A 25,901-nucleotide genomic window follows, 5' to 3' on the forward strand; every position below is an offset into this window, starting at 1 on the left:
CATGCGAATCAGGATATCAGACGACACGACCGAATCGGAGGCAGAGGCGATTGCAGAGGCACTGGCGACGCACTTCGAGGACGACGTGATCCTCGTGGTCGACAGCGGCGAAGAGGTTGGCAGCGCAACCTACGACGGTGACGAGCGTGACGTGGCCACAGCGCGGGCAGAGGACGATCTGGGCCCGACCGAGCGCGAGGAGAGCCTGATTGAGGAGATCGAGGAGATCCTCGAAGGTGGTCCCGAGAAGTATAAGAAACAGTTGCCCGAGGAGGGCAAACTCTTCGTTCGGGACCGGGTCGACCTGTGGTTCGGCGACGACTTCCTGTTCGAGGACGGAACGTTCGCGGAGTTCGACTCCGACGACCAGCTCCCGGCCGACGGGCTCATCACCGGGGCCGCGGAGTTCGAGGGCCGGGACCTGCACTTCATGGCCAACGACTACACGGTCAAACGCGGGTCGATGGCCTCCAAGGGCGTCGAGAAGTTCCTGCGGATGCAACAACGGGCTCTGAAAACGGGACGGCCCGTCCTCTACCTAATGGATTCTTCGGGCGGCCGGATCGACCAGCAGACGGGCTTTTTCGCCAACCGCGAGGGCATCGGGAAGTATTACTACAACCACTCAATGCTCTCGGGTCGGGTGCCACAGATCTGTGTGCTGTACGGGCCATCTATTGCCGGTGCGGCCTACACCCCAGTGTTCGCGGACTTCACCGTCATGGTCCGAGGTATGAGCGCGATGGCGATCGCCAGTCCCCGGATGGTCGAAATGGTCACCGGCGAGGAGATCAGCCTCGAAGACTTGGGTGGCCCTGATGTCCACGCCCAGTATTCAGGGAGCGCGGACCTCGTCGCCGACGACGAAGAACACGCACGCGAACTCGTCGCCAAACTCATCGGCTACCTGCCCGACAACGCCGACGAGGACCCACCACAGACCAGCGGCGCTGCGCCGAAGCTCTCCCCGGAGGGTATCGACGCCGTCGTTCCCCAGGAGCCGAACAAGGGTTACGATATGTTCGACGTGATCGACCGGGTCGTCGACGCCGGGTCCACGCTCGAACTGCGACCCGAATACGGCAAGGAGATCATCACCTCGTTTGCCCGGATCGACGGCCGACCCATAGGGATCGTCGCGAACCAGCCCAACCACCGGGCCGGTGCGATCTTCCCTGACGCCGCCGAGAAGGCGGCTCAGTTCATCTGGACCTGCGACGCCTACAACATCCCGCTGTTGTATCTCTGTGACACCCCCGGCTTCATGGCCGGCTCCGGCGTCGAGAAGGAGGGGATCCTTGAACAGGGCAAGAAGATGATCTACGCCACGTCCTCAGCGACGGTTCCCAAACAGTCCGTCGTCGTCAGGAAGGCCTACGGCGCGGGCATCTACGCGATGTCCGGCCCGGCCTACGACCCCGAATCGACCCTCGGCCTGCCCAGCGGCGAGATCGCGATCATGGGGCCGGAAGCGGCGATCAACGCCGTCTACGCCCGGAAGCTCTCGGAGATCGATGACGAAGAAGAACGCGCAAAACGCGAACAGGAACTCCGCGAGGAGTACCGCGAGGACATCGACATCCACCGAATGGCCAGCGAGGTCGTCATTGACGAGATCGTCCCGCCCAGCGATCTCCGAGAAGAGCTGTCGAACCGCTTCGCGTTCTACGAGACCGTCGAGAAGGACCTGCCGGACAAGAAACACGGCACGATTCTCTAACACACGAGAGAGACAATGACAGGGAAGTACTACGAGGAGTTCGAGGTCGGCGAGACCATCGAACACGGGAAACGCCGGACGGTTAGCGAGAGCGACAACCAGCAGTTCTGCGACATGACGATGAACCAGCAGCCGCTGCACCTCGACGCCGAGTTCGCGGCCGACACCGAGTTCGGCGAGCGACTGGTCAACGGCCTCTACACGATGAGTCTGGCCGTCGGGCTGACGATTCCGGACACAACCGACGGGACCATCGTCGCGAACCTCTCGTACGACAATGTCGAACACCCGAATCCCCTCTTCCACGGCGACACGATCCGCGTCCAGTCGACCGTGACCGACAAGCGCGAGACCAGCGACGGCGAACGCGGCATCGTCACAATGCACGTCGAGGTGTACAAGGTGAACAGCGACGAGGAACAACTCGTCTGTGAGTTCGACCGCACCGCACTCTCACTGAAACGCGAACACACCGAGTAACAGCTTCCCGAATTCAGAATTTTAGTATCATGACAGACTCGATTGCGGAGATGGACGAGATCGTCCACGAGCCGAGCCATGAGTTCGTCGAATCGACGAACGTCTGGGAGTTCATGCAGACCTACGGCATCGACGACTACGAGGCACTGATCGAGCGAACCACCACAGAGATCGACGGCGTGCCCGAGTCCGGCGTCGACTGGTTCTGGGACGAACTCGTCGACTACCTGGGGATCGAGTTCTACGAGGAGTACGACACCGTCCGGGACGACACCGACGGCCCCCAGTTCACCGACTGGTACCCCGGCGGCGAGCTCAACATCGCCCACAACGTCGTCGACCGCCACGCCGCTACCGACGAGGAGCGCCGGAACAAGGTCGCCACCATCTGGGAAGGCGAAGACGGCGAGGTTCGGGAAGTCACCTTCCACGAACTCCACCGCCAGGCCAACCAGGTGGCTAACGCCCTCGACGCACGCGGCATCGAGACCGGCGACACCGTCGGCCTCTACATGCCGATGGTCCCCGAGGTCGTCTCGATCCTCTATGGCTGTTTCAAGATCGGCGCGATCGCCGTCCCCATCTTCTCGGGCTTCGGCGTCGACGCCACCGCCACCCGCATCGAGGACCCGGAGTGTTCGATCCTGGTGACCGGCGACGGCTTCCTCCGGCGGGGCGATCCGGTGACGCTCAAGGAGACGGCCGACGAGGCCATCGCACAGGCCGACACCGACGTGGAATCGGTGATCGTCTACGACCGACTCGGGGCGAGCGACCCGGACACGGACCTCTCGATCCCGATGACCGACGGCCGCGACGAGTGGTGGGCCGACGCCGTCGCCACCCAGTCCGACGAGTACGACACCAAGTCGCTCCCCAGCGACCAGGAGTCGATGCTGCTGTATTCGTCGGGGACCACCGGCAAACCGAAGGGGATCGTCCACACCCACGCCGGCGTCCAGACGCAAACGGCCAAAGAGTTGTACTTCGGGTTCGATCTCAAGCCCGCCGACCGCTTCTTCTGGGTCTCCGACATCGGCTGGATGATGGGGCCCTGGACCCTGATCGGGAACCACACCTTCGGCGGCACCATCTTCATGTACGAGGGTGCGCCCGACCACCCCCAGCCCGACCGGTTCTGGGAGATGATCGACCGCCACGACCTCACCCAGTTCGGCATCTCCCCGACCGCGATCCGCGCGCTCCGCAAGCAGGGCGACGAGTGGGTCGAGGGCCACGACCTCTCCAGCCTGCGCCTGCTCGGCTCGACGGGCGAACCGTGGGACCCCGAGTCCTGGCAGTGGTTCCACGAGACCGTCGGCGGCGGCGACACCCCCATCATCAACATCTCCGGCGGGACCGAGATCTGTGGCTGTTTCCTGATGCCCATGCCGATCAACGACCTCAAGCCCTGCACCCTCGGTGGGCCGGGGCTCGGTATGGACATCGACATCGTCGATTCGGACGGCGAGTCCATTGCCGACACCCACGAACGGGGCTATCTGGTCGCGCGTGACTCCTGTCCCTCGATGACGAAATCACTCTGGAGCGGCGACAAGCGCTACCGCAACGAGTACTGGTCGACCTGGGAGGACCTGTGGGATCACGGCGACTGGGCCCAGAAAGACGAGGACGGCTTCTGGTTCCTCCACGGCCGGGCCGACGACGCCCTCAACGTGGCCGGCCGCAAAGTCGGCCCCGCCGAGGTCGAAGGCGCGGCGATGGACCACGCCGCCGTCAACCAGGCCGCCGCCATCGGGGCCGACGACGACACCACCGGCACCGCCGTCGTCCTCTACGTGATCGTCGAGGACGGGTTCGAGGCCAGTGACGCCCTCCGCGAGGAGATCCGCGAACAGGTCGGCGCTGAACTCGGCAAGCCGTTCCGCCCCCGGGAGGTCCTGTTCGTCGAGGCGTTCCCGAAGACCCAGTCGGGCAAGATCATCCGCCGGGCCGTCCAGGCGACCTACGAGGGCGAAGACCTGGGTGACATGAGTAGTATCGAGAACCCCGCGGCGCTGGAGGCCATCGAGGACGCCCGGTAGGTGTATCCCTACTGCCGATCGGCTTCGCGGGCACGTTCGAGGATGCGTTCGGCCTGCGAGATGAGCGGCGCGTCGATCATCTCCCCGTCGACCTTGAAAACGCCGGCATCGGTCTCGTTATCGGCCTTGACGACGCGTTCGGCCCATTCGATCTCCTCATCACTGGGCGTGAACGCATCGTTGATGACCGGGACCTGATCGGGGTGGATCGCCATCTTCCCGTCGTAGCCGAGCTGGGCGGCGAACTCCGTCGCTTCGCGGAGCCCCTCCTGATCGCCGTAGTCCGGGTAAATCGTGTCGATCGCGTCGATACCGGCGGCGCTAGCTGCGACGACGACTCGCTCGCGTGCATAGAGCACCTCAGTCCCGTCACTAGTGCGACTCGCACCGAGGTCTGCTGCCAGATCCTCCGCTCCAAATAGGAGTGCATCGGTGGGATCGGCGGCAGCAATCTCGTCGGCATTGAGGACGCCTGCAGCGGATTCGACCAGCGCGAGCACAGGGAGCTCTACGTCGCGCTCTTCGAGCTGTTGTGCCAGCGAGGAGACGTCTCCAGCGGAACCTGTCTTCGGTAGCATAACACTGTCTGGAATCGATCCGGATAGTACCACGTCAAGGTCGGTGGCGGCTCCGGATCCCGCAGGATTGACGCGAACACAGATGTGATTCTCTGACCGAACATCTGCGAGTACCGTCCGGACGGATTCACGCGCCTGCTGCTTATCGTTTGGTGCAACCGCGTCCTCAAGATCGAAGACCACGACATCCGCCGTACTACCGGCCGCTTTACGCATTAGCTTTGGTTCGTCACCCGGTGCGAACAGAACACTTCGTCGGACCATATCCGACCTTCTATCGCCTGACGATAAGAGGTTATGACACGTGGCGAGCGGACGCCCCACTCCTTCTCAGTAGTTGCTGATAGTAGCCAAGATAGTCTGTGACTTAGGCAACAGCGCCGGTTTGGTCGGAGACGACCTCCCAGTCGTCGGGCGAAAGAACTGTGCCACCGAAGTCGCCTGCTTCGGGGTAGGCCGTCGTCACGACGTACTCGGTCCGGTCGCTGAGGTAGTCCACAAGCGTCTGGAGATGTTCGCTGGCGAGACCCCCAACATCGTCCAGCAACATACACGGCACTCGGTCGGCGACGCTGAAGGCTTCATAGCCAGCGAGGGCAGCGATGAAGCCCACGAGTTCCACCTCGCCTTCGGACATCGCGTCGACGGTAATCTCTCGGCCATCGCGAGCAATGATGAGTTCGAGGTCAGATGTTTCGCCGGTGTCGGGGTCAACGTGCTTTTCGAGCCGTGCGCTCTCGAAGCTGGGGTCGAATTTCTCGACGACGTCTTCCAGCGCGTCGTCGAAGGCCTCGCGAGCGGTCGCGATCACATGCTCCCGACGGGCACGCAGCGACTGAATCTCCTGACTCAACTCGTCGATCTGAGCCTGCAGGTCATCACGCTGAGCGGCCTCGTCTTCGAGCTCTGACTTCACTGTGCAACGCTGTTCGAGCGTTGCCTCCGTTCGGGCGATCTCCTGTTCGAGCGTACTGCGGCGGTCGTCCGTTTCCTCGACCTTCGATTCCAGTTCGTCGACTCGGTCCATCACCTCTTCAAGATCCGAGCGAGCCTCTTCGAGTTCGTCTTGAGATTCACTGAGCGTCGACCGAAGGGAGGAGAGGTCCTGTTCGAGTGATTGCTTTTCCCGGCGCTGCTGCCGGATCTCGTTCTGTCGCTCTTTAAGATCGCTGACCTCCGTTTTGAGCGTCGACCGTTCCTCCCGTCGTTCGGCAATGGCGTCGCTCAGCGCGTCGATCTGGGCCTGGATATCGTCGCGAGTCGTCTCATGCCCACAGACCCAGCAGGAGAGTTGGTCGGTGTCGATCTGTCGGTCGACATCAACGACAAGATCGAGATGGCCCTCTTCCAATACTCGCTCGTTCGTATTGTACAGCGTTTCGAGCGTCTCGATCTCCCCGGAGAGTTCGCGGACGGTCTGTTGCTTGTCCTTGAGTTGGGCTTTCAGATCGGGAGCTGCTGGCACGTCGATGGCGTCCAGTGCTGTCTCTTTGTCTTCGATCTGAGATTCCAGTGACTCGATTTTGGCTTCGAGCCGGGACACTCGCTGTTGGGCTCGTTCTCGCTGACGACGGGCGTCTGCGAGGTCGTCTTCCAGTGCCTCTTGGTCACCGGATTCGGACTCGTCACCATCGATTTCGGCGAGTTCCTCTTGTAGTTCCTCGAGTTTGGATTCGAGCGACGTGATCTCCTCTGTCTTCGAGGTTAGTTTCTCGGCAGCACGTTCAGCGTCTTGGAGGTCCGATTCGACGCGTCGACGCTCTTCCTGGAGTGACTGGATCTGTTCGCTGATGTTCTCTTGTTCGAGCGGCCGAATCAGGTGTGGCGTGAGGTCTGCACCATCGCGAACCGCGGTGCGGATGGCGTTGTCCTCGTCGAGAAACGCGAACAGTTCGGCACAGATCTGGTCCTGTTCGTCAGTTAGATACGGCGTGCCCGACCGAGAAACAGTCCCAGCGCTCTGGTTGAGCGTGACTTGATACTCGTCATCGGGTGTCTGCAGGTGGACGGAGCCCTCTGACTCTCCGTCAGTGAGTGTCGTCGACGAGATCTCACCACCGAGGACCGTTCGTAGGGCAGTCACAAGTGAGGTTTTCCCCTGCCAGTTTGAGGCTTGGACGGCATTCGTTCCGGGATGAAGTGTCGCTGCCCCGTTGCGAATCCCCGCAATATTGGATATATCGAGCTCCCACGTCATCTATTTCAGTAGAATGGGGTGTGGGTTCTTAACTTCTGTAGGATTATCATCGGCTAGGGGACTGGGTTCACGCTAAGAAGCTGGAGACGACTTCGACAGAACTCGCGTCCGGTGCAATATCGAGATCGTTGTGGGTGGCACAGACGAAACCGCGCTCGATGGCAGTTTCGACGGGAACGCTTGTCGGGCAGTGGTCACAGCGGAGGGAGGCCGAGAATTCGAGTTCGGAGTTCTCGTAGCCAGCCAGTCGGTCTTTGTTACTGAGGACTCGGAGTGACTTCGTCACGCGTTCACGGAAGGTTTCTTTGGCATAGTCGATCCCCTCGCGTTCCCAGTCGGACTCTGTATCGTCCTCGTCGGACCCCTTCTCGGCGTCAATACACTCGCTGAAATGCCGATAAATCGTGCTGTAGGAGACGAAATCGTCGGTCATCGCCTCGACGTTAATGCCGTCGGCTTCGAGTTCGCTCACGAGCTCGGCGCGCTTGTGGTCGGGAACGTCGTCGTCAGCAAGCACCTCATATTCGGCGTCGATCTTGTACTCGGGATCAGGCCGCCCGTTCCTCTGATAGTAGAGCGTGAGAATCTGCTTGTTGAACCAGTGTTCGAGGTCGTTGATGCTGAGTTCGTCGTGGCCGTTCTCGCCACGCCACTTCGCGACGAGTGTGTTGTCCATCTCCTCTTTGTCGAACTCGTACTTGTTGATCATCTCGCCGGTCTTGCAGCAGAATCTCTGTCGCATGAGTAGGAAGCCTGTAGGGAATCGATTGAATTCCGAGAAGTATAAATTCGACTCTCTCACCGGTTGACGACCGACGAGGGGTCGATCCAGTCGCTGGTACAGTTCTGTTCGAGGAGAACCCACTGTTGTTCTGGATTCTCTTCTCCTGTGTCACGAAGGCGAACGATGATGTCAAACGCAGTCTCCAGTTGACCGGTGTCGAACCTATCGAGTAGCGATTCCAGTGAATTACGGTAGAGCAGGTGTGTCATGGCGTGGAACTTCTTGCTGTGGTCACGAATTGGGGTGAGAGTCTCGACCACTGTGTCGGGATCCGTTCTCTCGAGAAGCGAGGTGATCTCGATACCGACCCGGATGGTGCCGGGGTCAGCGTTGTTTGGACTGGCGTTGAGCCACAATGCGCGACTGAGCCGATTGCGGACTGTCTCGAGATCTGGATCGACGAGCCCGAGCGTGTGATGGCTCATATCATCCGCTGGATCGAAGCCAGCATCAGCAAGGCGCTCCGCAAATGCGGGTTCGGCGTCGGGACTGCCGACGAATGGCGTCCGACCGAGCGCTGGGTCGCCAAATAACTGCGAGCTCATGTGAGCAAACGAGCTGTCGTCGACGGCGCCGACAACGAGAATCGCACTGCCGTCCGTTTCGAGACTGGTGAGCCCACTCCGAAACTCGTCCTGCGAACAGGGGTCAAAGTCGTTCAAAAGCATAGGCCAGTAGATTGATGATTTTCTCTGCCTGTCCCAGTGCTTTCTGGGAGTTCTCTACCCACCTATGCAGATGCTATCTACTTACTATTTTTCTTCTTGGGCATCCTTCCCACACTCAACCGTTTGTGGGACCGCGCGCAGCTCGTCAGAGCGAGCACGGTGGACCGCCGCGAGGCGCGTGCGCCGCGCCGAGCGCAGCGCCCCGTCGGCGCGTGGATCCGGTCCGTGCGCGCGGTGAGGCGGCCCCGCCGCCGGCGCGTGCGCTGAGGTCCTTTCTGTTCCATCCAGAAAGTCAGACAGCAGTGGGTCCTAGATCCTCCGTTGGCTGAATTCAATCCATCATCTCCGGCTGGTAGATGAGCAGTTCTTTGAACGAATCTCCCTCTCGGTCAATCGGAAACTGGTCAGGATCTGCGACAGTTGCTTCGGCACAGGACAGTGAACAGAACGACAAGGAAGCGTCAACAGCCGTGCCCCCGAAAATAGCCGGAGCTGCGACGTCGACCAGCGTCGGTTCGCGAGTGCATTCCTGGCCATCACAGGTCTCTGCGTCCTGAACGTTCAGTTGATTGTCGGGTACCATCAGAAATCTCCTCACTTCTCCGGGGAGAGAAACTCAGAACGTCCCGCGGAAGCGGGCGTTAGCATCGTCAGCCAGATCGAACGTCTGAACGTCGCCGAGAGAACGCACTCGCGCAGGTTGCCCACGCCGGGCACGGATCAGCGTCGCGCCGTAGGCTTCACAGCGGGTGCAGACGTGGCGTTCGACGGTCGTGTCGTACTCCCGGCGGGACTGCGAGACAACCGCGTCACCGCGGCCACAGGCGCGACAGGCAGCGCCGTCGTGGCGTGAGGCATCACGAGGAGCAGCGTGCTGTTCGAGTAGCGTCAGTAGCAGTCGAAATTCGAGATCCGACTCGAGGCTGGCAGGCAGTACGTCCGTCTGCTGGTTGTCGCTGAACATGGTTGGACTCCTCCACCTTGCTCGGGGGACACAAACGAACGCTTGCGTTTCGCTGGGATGCGACCATTCGTCGACGGTGATTACGGTTCGAGATAGGCCGTACACTCGGATATCATTCGATCAGTGAATGTCGTCGTAATTTCACCCTGCGGATTGACGACCGCTCGATCTTTGATCGTCGCCACTACCCACGGGGAACAATACGAAGTCTTCTGTGGGTTGCGGCCAGTAATCCAATCGTTGCCGACTTCGTAATTAGAGGACAGATCGCTCGTCGTCAACGCAGCACAGATGTATTCCTGGCCTGGATACGGGAGTGAGTCTGCAGCCAGCACGAGCCACAATCGTGGGTTCGATCCTTGTCTGAACGGGTCCGGTGCCCAGAAAACGTCCCCCTTCTGGAAGGCGCTACTACTCACGATCTTGTCGTGGATCGACCGCGTGGGCCTGCCACTCATCATAGTCGAACGACTCCTCTTCGTAACTAGCTGCGACGGCACCCGCGTGATCAGCTGCATCATCAAGGCTCTGGGTGTGATCGCTTATTCGCCAGTATTTGCCCCGGTGGTCAACCCGTCCCGACTTCCGCAGTCGGACGAGTGTCGGGCCGACAGAGCCCCGGGTCACATCTGTCTCTTCAGCGATCTCGCTCTGTGTGAATGCCTGATCAGGATTTGCTTCCAGAAACGAGAGAATCTTGTGCGGATTTGTCCCGGGGGTAGGCTCGTCGGCCTCCTCATCAATATTCTCGAAGCGATCTGTGCTGATGGGCATATGTATCAGTATGTATTGGATGTACTAAGCCGTTGTGTTCAGAGTTCGAGTTCCTCTTCAACTGTCACCCACGTTTCGCCGGTAAGCATACAGTCGGCACACTTGCTGTGGCGCTGGTACTCTTCAAGAGTGTCGAACAGGTCTCGACATCCGAAACATCGGATCTTGCTCGTCGACGCCGCCTTGCTTGCACTCATAGTTTCCTCGCCAGACTGGGGAAGGACAAACGTCGGAAGGCGATACCCTGCCAGCCAAACTGATGTTGCGAAGATAGTTCTATAATGCATAGGTTTCGAGCCTATATGCACTGAAAGAATTATCTGGGGCTCGATGAAACTGGGCTTCTGTGAAACCTCTCGGAATCCATTCACAAATCGGCGAAGAATTCTGTGTTCAGGATAGCGCAGCCGCTCACGATCGAGTAAGCCCAGAGGAAACGAGGGGGTTAGTCGGGTGGGTCGAGGCCGTAGTTCTTCTTGGCGAACGTCAAGAATGAGTTCGCCGAGATGGCTGGCCCGTCTCCGACTTCGCCCTCCAGTTCCAGCTGGACGAGGATGTCTACGAGCCGCCAGCAGTTGTATAGCACGCAGGCGAACGCGAAATTGAAGTACCGGAACCGATGGTCCGGAGACTGCGTCTCTGCGAGGAACGTCTTCAGCTTCTTGAACCCGTTCTCGATGCCCCAGCGACGCTTGTATCGAGACATCAGCCGTCCGATCTGGTGCTTCATCTCACGCTCATCGTCGGGATCGACGTCCACCCACGGGAGATTCGTCTCGAAGGGGACCGTCGGCGCTTCGACCCGCGCCGGTCCGTCGATCTTCTCCTCTTCGGCAACGTCGTCGAGGAGGTTGCTCAGGTGAGAGTCGCTGTTGCGGTCCTCCGATAGCGGAGTCGTATCACCGACATCTTCGAAGTCCTCGATGAGTTCCTGGCGAATCGTCATGTCCGTCCCATCGTCGTCGTCCTCGTCTTCGCGTTCCCACTCGCGCTTCGGGAGGTAGATCGCCTTCCTCGTCGGCCCGCCATCCAGACGTTCCTGCTCAACGACGTCGAAGTCCTTGTCTTCCCTGGCGAGCCTGGCGATCTGGTGTTCGTGGTCGCTGCTGGACCGGACGACACCGGGGTTGAGGTAGTAGATATCGTGCTTCTCGCAGGCGTCCTTCACGCCCCCGTTGGCGAACTCCCGGTCCATCATCACGAGGTCGAGGCCGGGCACGACGTCAGTCGCACCGTCGAGGAGGTCGTCCACAAGGTCCGCCCGCTTTCGGCCTCGGTCGACCGGAACGGCGTCGAGGATCAGGGGCACGTCGTGGCCGACAATCTTGATGACTGCCCACTGGAAGAACGGCCCGTCCTCGCCTTTGTAGCCGAGCAGCCATGGTTCCTTATTTTTCCCGTTGCTGTCGCAGGTGACCTCGCCGCCCCACGGGTTGCCTTTCGTGATGTCAATGGCCGCCATCTGCTTGCGGCCCATCTTGTCCTCCGATTTCGCCCGTGCAACCAGCGTCCGCGCGGTCTCCCGGAGCATCGTCCGGAGTCGTTCGATACCCAGCGTCCGCGTCTGTAATCGGTGGGAGTCGCCCGACGGCGTCCTCCGGCGGGTGGTGTCCTCGGCGAACGACTGCGCCCCGTCGTTCGGGTGCATGTCGGTCCGCATCCCGAGGTAGGCCTGCTGTTCCCAGAACGACCCCTCCGGGATCGAGGCATTGCCGGCGCGGTCCAAGTGGAAGCAGTCCTCAACGATAGGCTTCGCGCCCTTCCACACCTCACGCGCTTTCTCGCGTGCGAGGGTGTCCTTGCTCTTCGAAGTCGTGATCGTGTCGGTCGGTTGGTTCGGGAGGAACTCGGCTTCGGGTGCGGGGATGTCGTGGTATCGAGCGATGTCCACAACGACCTCGGCAGCATCCCGGACCGCGTCGTGGACGCCTTCGAGGCGGTATTCCCACGCTCGCCAGAGTGTAGACTGGTCGGGGATGTCCTCAAAGCCGAGCTGCGTGCAGAGGAACGGGTTCTCCTTGAGGTAGCGCCAGAGTGCGGTCGCGTTCTTCCATCCCTTGACGCAACGCAGGACATGGGCGCGGAAGACGGCTTCCCACGGTTTCGGGTCGCCCTGTTCGTGGTCATACGTGTCGTAAAAGCGGAGGTAGCACGCCGGTACTTCGGCGACGAGGTCTTCCAGAGAGACGTTGCGGTCGTATCGGACCTGTTGTTTGTGGGGGTGGGTCTTGAGTACGCCATCGACCATCTCGCGGAACGTCATATCGAACGACCGCGCTTCCACGAGGTCGCCGGTGTTCGTGCCGAAGAGCCCTTCTACTTCGTAGTCTTTCGGCGTCGATTCGTAGCCCGCGCTGTCGAGACGCCTCGGTGGCCCGAGGCGCTCCCACCGCGACCCGGTCGGGGCCTGTCCCGCGCGTGCTGTCACTATTCAGGAATTACGCGGCTTCGTATATAAACCTCCAGAAAAGCAAGGTCTACCGGACCGATCTATTCGGCGTCTGCGAGTTAGTCTTTTTATGACGAGATATGGGGATTAGCGGCCTTGTTGAAATCCCCAGCCACAGATGATTTCGATGACACTACTGAATAGACTTTCCTACACGGAGAGTCTGTGATGTCTTCATGTGTTTACCAACACACTCGGCATCTGGGCGACATACTTATTCTACTCCCCTTTTTTGTTTTTCCTACTGTGAGTATCGCCCCATTTGATCTGATGATATTCGGGATCCCAGCCCTCATAGCAGTGGGTGTTGCGTTGTCTGCGTGGCAATATCGATCAAATCCTGGGGGCACGCCGCTCATTATTCACGGGCTTGGGTCAGCCGTCTGGGTACTCAGCTATGGAGCGGGCACTCGACTCAACAGCCAACTGATTGCTCCGGGTATGCTGGGTCTTTCGTGGCTCGCTGCGGTTGCAGTGGCCTTCTCGGGTATGTATGTCGCCGTCGAGTACACCGAACGGGCGTGGCTCAAACACCCAGCGATACTGGGCAGCATTGGTGGCTACCTTTGTTTGGAGGCACTGATGATTGGCCTCAATCCCGCCGATCTATTCTATTCCCGTGCGCCGACAGTTGTTCAAAACGGGACGCCAGTGTATGAGTTCGGCGCCTGGTGGACAGTCCATCTTATTGTGGCGTTTGCCGCAGCTGCTGCTATGCTGGGGATGTTTCTTGAAGCATATTTGAGCCACAGTGGCAGGTATCGCCGACAGGCCCGTGCAATAGTCGCTGGTATCGCAATCAGCTACACTGCACTTATTATCGAAGTGGCCGGACTTGAACCGTATCCCGACCTGCTGTATAATACAACGATGGTTGGGGATACAATCCTGTCCGTAGCTTTTCTCTGGGCCCTGTTCTACGCTGATTTTTTGCACCTGACTCCCGTTGCACGCGAGACGTTACTGGAGGAGGTAGAGGACGCCACGGTTGTAACCGATAGACAGGGCCGCCTTAGTTATCTCAACCGAACTGCTCAGGATTTGTTTGGTATTGATCCAGAGTACGTAGGTATGCCAGCAGACGACGTTTTCATTCAGGGAACGAATAAGCGCTTGGATCAGTTCACCGATACGGACAATAGTAAGACGGAAATTGTGGTGACACCTGAGGACGAGAGACGATATTTTTCAGTATCGGCATCATCGCTCAACGGTGATAGAGGCCGCGCATTCGTGTTTCATGAAATCACGGCAGAAAGAAAGTTCAGACAGCGTATCGAAGAGCAGCGAGACAATCTTGAAACGCTCAATCAGGTCCTGCGACACGACATACGCAACGACCTCCAACTGGTCATAGCGTACGCTGATCTCCTTGATGATGAGTGTGAAACAGAAGACGAAAAACAGTATATAGATACGATCAATGAGAGCGCTGACCACGCGGTTGAACTCACTCAAACGGCGCGGGATTTATCAGAAGTTATGCTCACAGATGAATTTGAAGAACAGCGACTTAATTTCCAAACGATGCTTGCAGACGAAGTGGCCGAAGTACAAGCCTCATACCCCGGTGCGACTCTTGAGTTTGGAACAGAAATACCGTCAGTCACCCTCGCGGCAAGCGATATGATCTCCTCTGTCTTTCGGAACCTATTGAAGAACGCCATTCAGCACAATAACAAGGAGGTGGCTGAGGTGATTGTCTCGGCAACCGATCACGGGGATACACTAACAGTCACAATTGCTGATAATGGTCCTGGCGTCCCTGATGATCAAAAAGAAGCAGTCTTTGGGAAAGGAGAGCGTGGACTAGACAGTACTGGCACCGGCATAGGGTTACACCTTGTTGACACGCTCGTCAACGTTCATGATGGTGAGGTGTGGATTGAAGACAACGAACCTGAAGGAGCGATATTTACCGTTGAACTACCCACTGTGTAAGCAACCTCGGGCGCGGTGGTGACGCAAATCTCCGATTTGCGAAAGCCGAAAACAGGTTTTCGGAAGCCCGAGGCTTTTGTAGTTCCCCCAGCTCCAGGCGAGCACTCCCTGTTCCGCAAGGGAACGGAACAAGATGGGCGGCTTACGCGCCCTGACCCGGACAGACGCACCAACCTGACTTGCGGCTGGGTTTTGTGAGTCCGGTAATCCGACTTGTCACGGTCAAGTTTTGCTTTTCCGCGCCATGCGATGTTCACCGATGCATTCCGGTCAGCATGGTCTTGCACCACGTCACACTCGTTGTTCGTACAGCGGAATCGCCGCCCCTGCCGGCTCCCACGCTCACCACAGCGCGTATCTCGTAACGCTTCACCGGTAGAATCGCATAGGGAGTATTCATATCACATGACACCGATACTGTGGGTATGAGCATCGTTGCCGAGTTCACTATCGATGGTGTTGAGTTTCTCCTCGGTGAAGTACTAGCCCAGGACCCAGTCGCTCACATCGAGATGGAGCGCGTTATCCCGGCGTCTCGACGGATAATGCCGTACGTCTGGGTACATGGAGACGAGCTTGATCAGTTTGAGGCTTCGCTCCGCACCAGTAAGCACGTCTTAGACCTCACGCAGTTGGATCAAATAAACGGGAGTGCTCTGTACCGCATCGATTGGGAGGACAAGGCGGAAGATCTTATTGACAGAATTGCCGAAACCAACGCGACTATTCTTGAAGCCCGTGGAAAAGAGGAGTGGTTCTTTCGAATACGATTCGACTCCCATGATAAATTTGTTGGATTTAGTGAGTTTTGCCAACAGCATAATATCTCGATTAAATTGAACCAATTGACCACATTGACAGACAGAGAAGTCCTCCCAAGATTGGAATTGACGGACTCGCAACAAGAGACGCTTTTTCAAGCGGTCAGAGATGGATATTTCGAAGTTCCTCGTCGAACAACACTCGATGAGGTAGGGAACAAACTCGGCATTTCTCAACAGAGCGCCTCAGAAAACCTACGACGAGGGACCAACAAAGTTTTAAAAAATATGTTATTGAATCCGTCCTGAAGGCGTTCTGATAAAGCAGAGGTATTTATACAGACTTACATAACAGGCAAAGTGTTAGTAGAGACTGCATCGATTTTCTATCTAATGGTAACCGTTGACCGCGCGGAATGGGATGAGATCTATGCCGCACTGGCCCGTGACGAAAGGCGTGAATTGCTCCGTTACCTCAAAGACGTGCAAGTGGCGCAATTCGAGGAGGTGGCACAACACCTTCTCAAGCGGGAGAATGGCTCTGCTGAGGAGAAATTCGACGCGATGAGAATTAGACTTCACCACGTGCATCTCCCGAAGCTGGTGGAAACAGGAGTTCTCACGTGGGACTCACATCAGAATCTGGTTAGGCTGACCACACTGGGCTCACAGTTGCCAGATGAGCTGACAGATCCAAGTATGATACCGTCACCATCTGCAGGCGACAAAAAACAAGCATTAGACTGAAACTCCGGTCTAGCATGCCGACCTACGATAGTGCCATCGACGGAACCGTTATAGCGTGCCTTGTTCTAGGGCGTGTATGTCATCATCGGGTTCTTCGGGGGATGTCTATGCCGAAACGTTGGCCGTCTTCGACCGGCGCGACGACCCCTCTGAGCCACTCACAACTCCAGAGGTGGCAAACTCGCTCGACGCGGTTCGACGTACCGTCTACAAACGCCTAGAGAAGTTGGCGAGCAGTGGTGAGTTGAAAACCAAAAAGGTAGGTGCCAACGCCCGGGTCTGGTGGCGATCCCATCCAGATGAAGGATCGTCAGTAAGCACGACCAATGCCCACGCGACGCCGACGCTGAGCAACGCCGAGCGCACGGTCATCGAGAAAATCCTTGAAGCCAGTCCGATTAGCATCGTGGTGGTCGAGCCGTCCGGGGAGATTGCCTTCGCGAATCAACGGGCTGAAGAAACGCTTGAACTGGAGCGTGACGAGATCACCTCTCGAACTTACCACCAGCCGGAGTGGAAGATCTATCACGACGACGGCACGCCTGTCAGCGAGGACGAACACCCCGTGACACGCGTTCTGGAGACGAAAGAACCCGATTACGGCTTCGAACACTGGATCGACCTCCCGAGCGGAACCGAACGCTGGTTGTCGAGCAATTCGGCACCTGTATTGAGTGAGGACGGAGATGTTGAATATATTGTCGTGGGATTCGAGGATACAACCCAGCTGAAAGAGCGCGAGGACAAGCTGACGAGCGATAAACGCCGGGTGCTCGGACTCTCTTCCAAGCAGTTATTCAGGCCGCTGCTCGACGTCGCTGACGGTGACATGCGCATCGACGTTGACAAAGTCGTTCGACTCCAAGACGGGTCGGTCCTCAAGTACATCACCGGGAGGGGCATTTCGGCAAAGGAGTTGATAGACGTGTTCGATCAACTGTACGGTGTTAAAAACACAAGACTGCTTCAGTCGTGCGCCGGTGAGTGCCGGGTTGAGGTCCACGTCGAGGCGCCGACCATGTCGCTAGTCTTTGCAGAGTTGGGGGGACAGGTGAAATCCCTGTTCCAGACTAACGGTGCTGCAGGCCCGCTCCTCACGGCTGAAGTGCCAGGAGATGTGGAACCGAGGACGGCCGTACAGGCCGCCCAGAAGGTGTATCCGGATATCCGATTAGAGTCACAGGAACTCCAGTACTCGCCGCGACTCCTCTACGACATCGTCGAAGACGTGCTTACCGAACGGCAGTTCACGTCACTGCGGACGGCATATTATGCCGGGTATTTCGAGAAGCCTCGGAAGAGCACCGGTGACGAACTCGCCGAGAGGCTGGGGATCACCCGTCAAACCTTCAATCAACACCTCCGGTTGGCTGAGGAGACCGTCTTAGAGCAACTGTTCGATGCGTCGGGGAAGGCCGCACGCTGACCAGTCAGTCTGACTCCTTACGACTTTGGGGTACCTCCTTCGAAGTAATGAGTTCCAGTACCATACTGAGCACCATTGAATTCGATACGGAGAGCGAATACTTCCGAGCTACGTACGACAGTACGCGCGATTCGGCAAGTTTAGCGGTCGTTACTGTGGTTTCAACGGCTCTTGATCGAGATCCACTGAACCTGACACCACTCCAGTCTGTTATTGATACAGAATCACTTGACGAACTGGCTACGGAGACATTTACCGGCCACGGTACCGTTGATAGCATTTCATTCTGCTACGAAGGGGTCGAGGTCACAGTGTTCGGTGACGGCAGTATCGAGGCTGACCCCACCGAGAACGCATAGGCGGCACCAATGCTTCCGTATCGCATTGTATGTGCTGACTGTGGAACGTTTCGAATCGGCCGGAAACGGATGTCCGGTGCGGATGTTATCCCGTATCAGGAAACGTGCTCGGAGTGCGGGCCCGAGTACTTTAAGATTGGAGGGACAACTGGAGATGAGTGAGCAGGCCACTTTGGATCATGAGGACTTCCGGACTGTGCTGCGGAAGCAACAGCAACGAGTGGTGGCTGCCGTAGCAGCAGAGGAGGCGATAGATGCGACGCCGATTCTTCAGGATGGGGAAGCGCTCCCCTGCGAAGAGTACGTCACGCTTGTGTATGAACTCCACCACGTCCATCTGCCCGAGTTACAGGCTGCCGGAGTGATTGAGTTTGACCGACGCGAAGAGACAGTGAGGCGAGGGCCATTTTTTGATGAGGGTCAGTCGCTGTTCAAACACGGTCACGACCGGTGAAAGCTGCCAGACTATAACCCACCGCTACGATGGCCTGGTCTCTTTCGCACTACTGTGAGAAAGACAGAAATCAGAATAGGACGTGACTCTTGCTGACTCACCCTCTGTATCGGTCACGGTATCCTCAGACAGTCAGTAATCGCACACATCGGAACATACGAGAGCCCACACTAATCTGTCTAGTATCTTCGTTACGATTCGAGCTTGACACTTCACGTCGTCGAGCGCGTCGTGCTCCTCGCCGTTCATATAGACTTCTGCGGCACAGGGGAGCGACCGAAATGTCCGCACATCGCGTTCGTCGCAGAACGCTCAGGGTTCGTCATCCCGACAGCGTCGAACGCGACGTTGAGGTGCTCGCAGTCGAGCGACAACGAATAGATTCCTCTCGTCGTTCTGAAAAAAGTCGGTAATTCACTTGTGAGTAGGAAGGGGATCAACCAGTCAGGTAGGTGAGTCAACCCTACTGGACCTGTGCATTATGCCCTACCTTCGGAACACCACAGCCAAATCAGCAGTGCCGGTCGATCCAGGCGCAGAACGCCTCGAAGTTGTTTGCGCCTGCTTGGTCTGCGATCTGTCGGAGCGTGCCGATGTTCACCCGATCGTGAGCGGGCACGACCACCGTTCGTGGTTCTGTGTCGTGGTTGTCTGGTGGTTCCCACCGAAGGATAAGGTGGTCACCGTTGGTCCGAACGTGGGTAAAATTCCCCTCGTTGACCAGAACGCTGTAGATGTCTCTCCCGGAGAAGTCGCGTGTTACCATCGAACTCACCAAATCTTACTGCAGAACCGAGGGAAGGTCACCGCTCGATTCGTTCTCTTCCGGATCGACACCGAGGGCTCGAAGTTCGTCATCGGACGGTTCCTCGCCGGCGCCGTGGTAACCGGCAACGGCTTCGTCCAAGTTCTCGAGGGCTTTCTCACGGGTGCGACCCTGGCTGGCGACGCCAGTCGCGACGTCGACAGCCGTCCAGCCGTCCTGACCTTCGGGTCGGGTCAGCCTGATCTCTTCGCTATCGTCGCCGGAACTCATGTGAATAGACATTCGTTGGTCCTCCCTAAGTGTTTGTTGCAGGTCCCAGAAGGGGGACTCGCACCCCCTGGAGAGAACAAACGCTCCCCGAGAGTCGGTTCGCGGAAGCCGTTAACCAACACTGCGACCTAATACGGCCGAAAATGCGGTTCTGCGTGCCAAATGTTGGTTAAACGCTACTGATTTGGATCAACTGGGTCGATCAGCTGCAGGTCCGGATCTGCATCACCGATCCCACGGAGGGCGATCTGATCGTCGCCGAGGACTGCGCGAGCCTTCGCGAGGGTGTCGCGCGTTCCGGGAGACGTTTCGTTCCAGAACGCGAGGACTGCGTCTGCACGCCGGACGATCTTCGTGTTCCGCCGGGGGCCAGCAGCCTCGCCGTAGGTGTCCCAGTCCGGTTCGAGGACAGTCAGGGGAATGTTCCCGACGTCGGCCAGCGCTGCGGCGGCGGTGTCGACACCATCGGCGCCACCGGAGACGACTTCAGCGACTGGCCAGCCGGTGTCCAGAAGTGCTTGGCCGACGGCTTCGACACAGCGGACGGGTGCTTGCTCGAACGGGAACGACCGCGAACCGACGATGGCGACCGACAGGCCGTCTTGTTCGGTGATCTGGACGCCGTGCCACGACCGAGAAGGTGCTGTTGTAGACATACCTTGTTGCTCCGAGCGGGATTGAAACCCCTCACTCCCTCAGGGAATACAAACCCACGGCGGTCAGGACTCGATGGATTTGATCTCAACGAGTGGCTGCATCGACAGCGAGAGTGCTTCGACGACGGCGGTCTGGATCTCGTCGGTGAAGCACTTCAGCGGCGGATCAGTCCGAACGGTCCAGGTGGGTGTTTCGTACTCGACGGGCACGACGTCGAGCGTCAAGAGCTCCTGCGTCCCTTCGGAGACGACCACGGTGACGGTAGTGTCTTCACAGAAGGCCTCGTCGAGCGGCCAGCCGTACTTGGCTTCTGCCTCGATCGGCGGCGTCGCGTCCGGACCGGTATCGGTCAGGCACTCGTCGCGAACGGGAACATCGTCGAGGTCGTCGATATCCTGGGGCCAAGCCGGGTCGAACTGGTTGGCGGGCGATACGCGCGTTTTGTCGGGAGCTTCCGTCATCGAGAACTCCTCCAGCCAGCTGGGAGAGACAAACACACCTTATGACCACTATCAGGCTGTCAGAGAACAGTTCCCACGGTAATTGATTTCAAGAGCACGGAGGGCGAATCTCCTGCTCAGTGTAGGGGCTACACCGTTCAGGTGAAAGTACCCCGTTGTTCACCATCAACAATGATTGCGTTGTTCCCCATTACTTGAACGACGTGGTTTTGCGTCTCGAATTGAAGTCGCCACGAATCGCTGTCATGAGTGGCTAATTCACGTATCGCGTCTGTCGAAACGTAGCGTTCTAAGGCTATATCGAGGTGTTCGGGTTCCGTCCCCTCAACCTCAGCTATCGCTTCGATGATCTGCGTGGTAACAAACTCACCCATAGTATATCATTGTTATTTCAACGGAAACAATTTGGGCACTACGCACTCTCTACTGAGCGAATCGGGGGTGCGGAGAAAAGCTATGTGAACCGTTGTAAGACGCCCTCAAGTACTACACTTGGTAGTCGGGAAAGGTTCTTATGCGGGAACCTCCTCAGTTAGAACAGAATCAACTGGAGGCGCCTACGATGACATTTCAAGAACAACTCCGCTCGATAGAAGAGCGGTACGACGTAAGTGAGAGCGAACATGCCCGGGAGCTTGGGCGCATTGTCGCGGACCTTCAGGATTAGCGCGGTTATTCTGCCTCTTCTAAGAATGAGACGAACTCACCTTTCCCGATACCGTCGGTACTGACCAGTTCGTCGTGTCCGGCGCGTGTGACGGATTCAGTGAGGAAGTCCGTACAGAGTTCGGTGTGTGCATCCCCATAGTGCGCCAACGCTTCTGAACGAGTGACATCGAGGTCATACTCTGCAAGACTGATCTCGATGCCATTCTTCCGTACAACGGTGTCACATCCCCACTCAGAGAGTAACGAGAACGCCGTCGTATTCCGGCGAACCGTGAGAAGCCGCTTCGATTCGGAAATATACTCGTTGACCCACATCTTCCAGTCGTACGCTTCGGTCGCAAAGTCAGGAAATGAGAACCCGGTTTCGATGCTTTCCAGGTACCACTGTGCCATACTGATTGAAGTCCGGTGGTTCGCATTAGGTAGGGCGTGTTTCAGAATCAGCGTGGACATCAGTTGCCCTGCGACATCGACAGCAGTGCCGGTCCAGTCGACGCGAGCGATAGCATCGGGGATCCGGTCTAGTTCAATCTGCTTGTAGATCTCGAGCTTCGCTTCCTCTTCCAACTCTTTTTCCTCGACAATCTCTTCGAATATCTGGAGCAACCGTACTGTAATCGTCCGATCCTGCAGTGACATCTCATCGAGTACGTCTTCAAACTCCCCCTCAAAATCCTCGACAGTACCGCTCGCCCCACGATTTGTATACAGCACAAAGAATTCCTCCTCGAAATCGTACTGCTCGATAACCGCGTCTTTCCCTGATGTCGTTATCTCCTCCCTGTCTTGCGTGACATACGCGAGGGAATAGTGAGAATCATCGGGATGATGGTAATAGACACAGGCGGTCATTCCATCAGTGTAGGCAACAGACCGAATTAAAACACACTACATCCAGTGATGGACGAGAACGTTCGGACAGTACTACTGATACGCGAATTACCTATACGACCGACTAGGGCGAAGGATAGGTATAAGAACCATTGGATGACGTTCTGGACCGCTTGTGGAAGGAACGCTGAGACGTTCCCGGCATCTCCTCTTGTGCTGTTGGGGACCGCGCGCAGCGACGCGAGCACGGTGGACCGCTGCGAGGCGCGCGATGCGCCGAGCGCAGCGCCCCGTCGTCCCCGCGAGCGACGGCAGGAGCGAGCAGGGGCTCGACAGACGCCTGCGTCTGTCGGTGGCGCCGCGCGCTGTACGAGACGCCTGTTCTAGACCAGCCACCGGCCACGCGTGACGGCAAAAAAAGGGCGGCGGGTCGTCAGCCGTCGAACTGCTCGAGCGCTCGGTCGATGTCCACCGTTTCGACCCACGCGTGGGTGTCTGACTCGACATCCCAGGGAGCCTTCGAGGGATCGTCGCTTGCCTGCCCCGTCCGGTGCATCGGCCCATCACCGCGTTCCTCGATGGTGATGTCGGTGTGTTTCCCGGTAATGGCCAGGCAGGCTTGCCCGTTCCACTCGTTGACCATCACGCTTTCGAGGCGGACCTGATCACCCTCCCGGAGCGTCTCCATCCCGTTGGACTGGTGGGACTTCGACCAGTAGACGAACTTCCGCCGTTCGCCCTCGTTGTCTTGCAGGTATCCCGCCTGGTACTGCCCAACCGCCGGCGTCTCGAAGAGGTGATCAACCTCGGCTTCGACCGTCGTCTTCCAAGTGGTGAAGACATCGATTTCGTCGAACGTTTCTGCCACATCGGGCAGCCGCTGGAGCGATCGTTTGACCCCGAGTGCTCCGTCGAAGGCGTCAGCCCCATCGAGGACTCGTTGTGCAATGAGTTTCGCGAGGCCAGCCCGCCCCAGCTGGATGTCGTCGCCCATCTCGTCCGCCAGTGAGGACGCCACCTGATTGACCGCCGCGAGTTCGTCCTGTTGCAGCCACCCACGGGGATCGGCCTGCTCCTGGGGATCCACGTCGGGACGCTCATCGGCCGTCGTCTGCTGGTAGATCGTGTCAACCCCACACTGCGCGCGGGAGGATGCCGCCCGCTCGAGGCCGGCCGCATCTGCATTACGAGCGACCTCGCGATGGCGCTCCATTTCTGCTTCCCGGCTGACCCGCCGTTCCTGCTGGGCGAGCGTTTCACCGTGTCGGCGATCCGGACCAACCGCCGGATCACGCGTCCAGTCGTAGTCGTTCTGACGCTCGTAGTAGTTTCCACGCGAGTCGATGCCCTTGTTCGACCGGAAGTCAAGCTCGTCGCCAGCCTGCGTTTCGGCGACGTCTTCCAGGATGTGTTCCGGCCCACTGACCTTGTCGGCCAGTGAGATCGTCATGTCTTCCTCGCGCGGATCGCGTTTCTGCTCCGCCAGCCCGCCTTTTTCAGTCGTCGATACCTTTTTCTGCGAAGGATCGTTAGCAACCATTGTAGTTCACCTTGAGGCGCTCACCGCGCCTCGCCTTCCACGCCGGCGAGCCGCGGCTGTCGCCCCACGCCCCGTCCAGCGGCCGACTGCACGTCGCGACCGACCAACCGCCGGGCTGCCACTGCCCCCGGACGGGCCACTTTTCTTTATGCTCTGGTTCGCCAGAACCAAGGAGAAGCAGCGTCGCGCAGCGTCGGCGCTGACGCGGTCGATTGCCGACGCGAACGCAACGACGTCCGTGAGCGAGGGCAATCGTGAGCCGCCGTCAGCGGCGTAAGCAACGCGAGGCAGGTTCGACGCAGTTCGCACTTGGGTGTTCCGTCCGGGAGGGACCCGCGCTGTGCGCGGGAGGGACCCGGAGCGCCCAGCACGACGAACTCCCATGGGATGAAATCCACGCGCCGGGAGGAGCTCGCACGCGGTCGATTTCCGACGCGAGCCCTGCGAGCGAGCGAAATCGAGAAAGCCGCGTGCGAGCCCGCAGCAACGCGTTGGATGCAATCCCATGGGCGGAAGTCGCGCTCGGCAGCCCGGCGCGGGCGCTTGCGCCCGACGCCCGGCAGTCCCCCGCGCAGCCTCGCCATCGGCGAGCGGGGGACGCGTATCCGAGCACGCCACGCGAGCGCAGTGAACCGGGGCACTCAAGTGCGAACAGAGTACTCCTGGCGACGCGAGTCGCGCGGGCGGCCCGTACCGCGCGACCGAGCACCGGGAGGGGCCCGCGCCGACGTTCCGACGAGGCGCGGGAGGGACCCGGCGCGCACGTCCAAGCGCCTGAGCCAGCTGCTCCGTGCACGCGAGGAACGCGTGCGCGAGGGCTGACTCCTGTCCGAAGGCGCGCCGGATCGCGAGGTGACTGAGAGACCCACGCTATCGAACAGGGTCTCTCGAGTGCTTTGGTCTTCGACATGGACCAGATGGCCGCCGTGCTGGGCCTGGTGGACTGTGAGGGCGAGCCCGGGGTCGCGCTTGTATAGTCGTCTGCGCGGCCCCTCTCCGCAATCGCTCTGAAGTCCGCGCGCGCGACTGCCGCGCGTGCGGAAGGGTTGCGGAGATGCCGCGCAGCGACCGCGAGCCGGGCGAGGGCTCACGGAGTGTTCGACGACAGCGGCGTTCACATCGGGATTGGAGTCCTCCCAGTGGGACTCCTTCCAGTGCCGTCTCCGGTCGGGGCAGCAGCTGTCGGTCACCAGTCCTCACGAGGGAGGGAGAGACCAGCTGGGGAACTACCAACAGAACCGGACTACTGACAGACCATCCCCAGGATGTTCCCGTCACACCCTCGTCTGCTGTCCCCGATCGCGCGGAGCTCTGCAGAGCGAGCACGATGGACCGCATACGCTTACTAGTGAGCGTAGCGGTCGGCTCGAAAAAGAGGGCGAGCAGGGGACTCCTTCCAGAGCGGTCGCCCCCGTCCGGGCCTTCTTGGAGGACTACTCTCCTGGTGTCCGGTTACTCAAGCTCATCCGGATCCGGCAGATCGACGTCGACTCCCTCTCCTGGGTGTTCGAACTCGTCGGGGTCGATAGCATCCCAGTCGGTCTGTTCGGCTGGGGTCTGCTCTTGCTCCGTCGACGCTGTCCCTTCCTGCTGGTCGCCATCGAGTCGGTCTTCGATTCGATCCAGCTGGGCACTGATCTCGGTGACAGTCTGCATCCGTCGCTCGAGTGCGGTCAGCTGATCGGCGACGGTTGCCAGGTCGTTTTCGATTGTCTGGATTTCCTCCATGGAGGAGTCTGCGTTGAGAAGATGCGCAGCAGCCAAGCTAATCAGAATCCGGAGTGTCGTCGCTTTGTTCGTCGAGAAGGTGTCCCCCACGGCGTCGACAAATGTTTGTTCCGTTGGGGAGAGACGGGTTGCATAGGTTGTCCCCTCTCCAGTCTCGTCCCCAGCCGATGACGATGGGGACTCGTACTGTTCTAGTATGTCCTCGGCAGCGGCGATGATCGCTTCGACATTCCCATCGCCGTCGCTGGTGTATTGATCCATCGACATTCTTACCATCTCTTTCCATCTTCAAATAAATTTCTCTCCACCTACACGAACCGTCAGCTCAACCTCCCTTGTTCCCTCCTTCCCCCCCACGCTATGACGGGAACCTTGTTCTCTTTCAGCCGTCTGATATGCCAGATCGCTGGCTGCTCTCTGAACCCCCTGTTTCGTCTGGTTCCCCTCTAGTTCTACCGCCTATATCACTCTATACCATCGAACAGTCGAGGCAGTCCAGCAGAGAAGGAGGAATCTGCAGAGGGTCGCTAATCGATGTTACATCCGTAACCGGCAGTCCAAGCTATATTTACAGAACCGGGATATATGCCCGAATACGTAGAGCCGTATTGCGGTTTTTGCTGTAAACAGCA

General features: G+C 58.7%; 27 protein-coding genes. 9 read left to right on the plus strand and 18 right to left on the minus strand.

What is annotated here, in order from left to right; all coding sequences use genetic code 11:
- The first annotated feature begins 1 nt into the window (after nt 1).
- Genes EAF64_RS13850 through EAF64_RS13860 form a run of 3 tightly spaced genes read left to right on the plus strand, consistent with a single transcriptional unit; the run spans nt 2 to nt 4,245 of the window.
- Entirely contained in the window at nt 2–1,720 is a 1,719-nt protein-coding gene (locus EAF64_RS13850; RefSeq protein ID WP_129069590.1) for an acyl-CoA carboxylase subunit beta, read from the plus strand.
- A gap of 15 nt (nt 1,721–1,735) precedes the next feature.
- On the plus strand, nt 1,736–2,200 hold the full coding sequence (locus tag EAF64_RS13855) for a MaoC family dehydratase (protein WP_092661271.1): 465 nt from the start codon (nt 1,736–1,738) through the stop codon (nt 2,198–2,200).
- 29 nt (nt 2,201–2,229) lie between these two features.
- Complete coding sequence (locus EAF64_RS13860; protein WP_129069591.1) at nt 2,230–4,245, plus strand: AMP-binding protein; 2,016 nt, start codon at nt 2,230–2,232, stop codon at nt 4,243–4,245.
- 8 nt (nt 4,246–4,253) lie between these two features.
- Here EAF64_RS13860 and EAF64_RS13865 read toward each other — a convergent pair whose 3' ends face one another.
- The 10 genes from EAF64_RS13865 to EAF64_RS13905 all read right to left on the minus strand — a co-directional run bounded on the left by EAF64_RS13865 (nt 4,254) and on the right by EAF64_RS13905 (nt 12,473).
- Nucleotides 4,254–5,087, minus strand: coding sequence for an HpcH/HpaI aldolase/citrate lyase family protein (locus EAF64_RS13865; RefSeq protein ID WP_092661273.1), 834 nt, complete (start codon nt 5,085–5,087; stop codon nt 4,254–4,256).
- Between the two features lie 103 nt (nt 5,088–5,190).
- A complete protein-coding gene (locus EAF64_RS13870) occupies nt 5,191–7,020 on the minus strand; it encodes an archaea-specific SMC-related protein (protein ID WP_193767686.1) in 1,830 nt (609 codons plus the stop codon).
- A gap of 67 nt (nt 7,021–7,087) precedes the next feature.
- On the minus strand, nt 7,088–7,762 hold the full coding sequence (rdfA, locus tag EAF64_RS13875; protein ID WP_193767687.1) for a rod-determining factor RdfA: 675 nt from the start codon (nt 7,760–7,762) through the stop codon (nt 7,088–7,090).
- 56 nt (nt 7,763–7,818) lie between these two features.
- On the minus strand, nt 7,819–8,472 hold the full coding sequence (locus EAF64_RS13880) for a DUF7504 family protein (RefSeq protein ID WP_129069594.1): 654 nt from the start codon (nt 8,470–8,472) through the stop codon (nt 7,819–7,821).
- Between the two features lie 331 nt (nt 8,473–8,803).
- Nucleotides 8,804–9,055, minus strand: a complete 252-nt coding sequence (locus EAF64_RS13885) for a hypothetical protein (RefSeq protein ID WP_129069595.1) — start codon at nt 9,053–9,055, stop codon at nt 8,804–8,806.
- Nucleotides 9,056–9,088: 33 nt separating this feature from the next.
- Complete coding sequence (locus EAF64_RS13890; protein WP_129069596.1) at nt 9,089–9,436, minus strand: hypothetical protein; 348 nt, start codon at nt 9,434–9,436, stop codon at nt 9,089–9,091.
- Between the two features lie 80 nt (nt 9,437–9,516).
- Entirely contained in the window at nt 9,517–9,894 is a 378-nt protein-coding gene (locus tag EAF64_RS21755) for a hypothetical protein (RefSeq protein ID WP_394345754.1), read from the minus strand.
- Nucleotides 9,848–10,210, minus strand: a complete 363-nt coding sequence (locus EAF64_RS13900) for a winged helix-turn-helix domain-containing protein (protein ID WP_129069597.1) — start codon at nt 10,208–10,210, stop codon at nt 9,848–9,850. Before EAF64_RS13900 ends, EAF64_RS21755 begins: the two co-directional genes overlap by 47 nt.
- 38 nt (nt 10,211–10,248) lie before the next feature.
- Nucleotides 10,249–10,407, minus strand: coding sequence for a hypothetical protein (locus EAF64_RS21055; protein WP_193767688.1), 159 nt, complete (start codon nt 10,405–10,407; stop codon nt 10,249–10,251).
- A 248-nt stretch (nt 10,408–10,655) separates the two neighbouring features.
- Nucleotides 10,656–12,473, minus strand: coding sequence for a transposase (locus EAF64_RS13905; RefSeq protein ID WP_129069906.1), 1,818 nt, complete (start codon nt 12,471–12,473; stop codon nt 10,656–10,658).
- Nucleotides 12,474–12,905: 432 nt separating this feature from the next.
- Between EAF64_RS13905 and EAF64_RS13910 the strand changes: the two genes are divergently transcribed.
- From EAF64_RS13910 to EAF64_RS13940, 6 genes are all read left to right on the plus strand, one after another.
- The gene (locus EAF64_RS13910; protein WP_193767689.1) at nt 12,906–14,600 is read left to right on the plus strand and encodes a sensor histidine kinase; all 1,695 of its coding nucleotides are present in this window, start codon (nt 12,906–12,908) and stop codon (nt 14,598–14,600) included.
- Nucleotides 14,601–15,025: 425 nt separating this feature from the next.
- Nucleotides 15,026–15,670, plus strand: a complete 645-nt coding sequence (locus EAF64_RS13920) for a helix-turn-helix domain-containing protein (RefSeq protein ID WP_129069599.1) — start codon at nt 15,026–15,028, stop codon at nt 15,668–15,670.
- Between the two features lie 84 nt (nt 15,671–15,754).
- Nucleotides 15,755–16,108, plus strand: a complete 354-nt coding sequence (locus EAF64_RS13925) for a DUF7344 domain-containing protein (RefSeq protein ID WP_129069600.1) — start codon at nt 15,755–15,757, stop codon at nt 16,106–16,108.
- A gap of 76 nt (nt 16,109–16,184) precedes the next feature.
- A complete protein-coding gene (locus EAF64_RS13930; RefSeq protein ID WP_129069601.1) occupies nt 16,185–17,534 on the plus strand; it encodes a helix-turn-helix domain-containing protein in 1,350 nt (449 codons plus the stop codon).
- Nucleotides 17,535–17,581: 47 nt separating this feature from the next.
- Nucleotides 17,582–17,893 carry a HalOD1 output domain-containing protein gene (locus EAF64_RS13935; RefSeq protein ID WP_129069602.1) on the plus strand — a complete coding sequence of 104 codons (312 nt, stop codon included), beginning with the start codon at nt 17,582–17,584 and terminating at the stop codon, nt 17,891–17,893.
- A gap of 154 nt (nt 17,894–18,047) precedes the next feature.
- The gene (locus tag EAF64_RS13940) at nt 18,048–18,347 is read left to right on the plus strand and encodes a DUF7344 domain-containing protein (protein WP_227738976.1); all 300 of its coding nucleotides are present in this window, start codon (nt 18,048–18,050) and stop codon (nt 18,345–18,347) included.
- Between the two features lie 511 nt (nt 18,348–18,858).
- On the opposite strand, the gene EAF64_RS13945 is transcribed toward EAF64_RS13940, so the two are convergent.
- The 8 genes from EAF64_RS13945 to EAF64_RS13980 form a co-directional block, all read right to left on the minus strand.
- The gene (locus EAF64_RS13945; protein ID WP_129069603.1) at nt 18,859–19,113 is read right to left on the minus strand and encodes a type II toxin-antitoxin system HicA family toxin; all 255 of its coding nucleotides are present in this window, start codon (nt 19,111–19,113) and stop codon (nt 18,859–18,861) included.
- 15 nt (nt 19,114–19,128) lie between these two features.
- On the minus strand, nt 19,129–19,383 hold the full coding sequence (locus EAF64_RS13950) for a type II toxin-antitoxin system HicB family antitoxin (RefSeq protein ID WP_129069604.1): 255 nt from the start codon (nt 19,381–19,383) through the stop codon (nt 19,129–19,131).
- 176 nt (nt 19,384–19,559) lie between these two features.
- Nucleotides 19,560–20,039: a hypothetical protein gene (locus EAF64_RS13955; protein ID WP_129069605.1), complete on the minus strand. Its 480-nt coding sequence runs from the start codon at nt 20,037–20,039 to the stop codon at nt 19,560–19,562.
- Between the two features lie 63 nt (nt 20,040–20,102).
- Entirely contained in the window at nt 20,103–20,501 is a 399-nt protein-coding gene (locus EAF64_RS13960) for a hypothetical protein (RefSeq protein WP_129069606.1), read from the minus strand.
- Between the two features lie 137 nt (nt 20,502–20,638).
- Nucleotides 20,639–20,875: a HalOD1 output domain-containing protein gene (locus EAF64_RS13965; RefSeq protein WP_129069607.1), complete on the minus strand. Its 237-nt coding sequence runs from the start codon at nt 20,873–20,875 to the stop codon at nt 20,639–20,641.
- A 298-nt stretch (nt 20,876–21,173) separates the two neighbouring features.
- A complete protein-coding gene (locus tag EAF64_RS13970) occupies nt 21,174–22,022 on the minus strand; it encodes a hypothetical protein (RefSeq protein ID WP_129069608.1) in 849 nt (282 codons plus the stop codon).
- Between the two features lie 412 nt (nt 22,023–22,434).
- Nucleotides 22,435–23,451, minus strand: coding sequence for a hypothetical protein (locus EAF64_RS13975; RefSeq protein WP_129069609.1), 1,017 nt, complete (start codon nt 23,449–23,451; stop codon nt 22,435–22,437).
- A 1,542-nt stretch (nt 23,452–24,993) separates the two neighbouring features.
- Nucleotides 24,994–25,536: a hypothetical protein gene (locus EAF64_RS13980; RefSeq protein WP_129069610.1), complete on the minus strand. Its 543-nt coding sequence runs from the start codon at nt 25,534–25,536 to the stop codon at nt 24,994–24,996.
- Between the last annotated feature and the right edge of the window lie 365 nt (nt 25,537–25,901).

It is taken from the genome of Halorientalis pallida (assembly GCF_004118325.1).
In the GTDB taxonomy this organism is placed as follows: Archaea; Halobacteriota; Halobacteria; order Halobacteriales; family Haloarculaceae; genus Halorientalis; species Halorientalis pallida.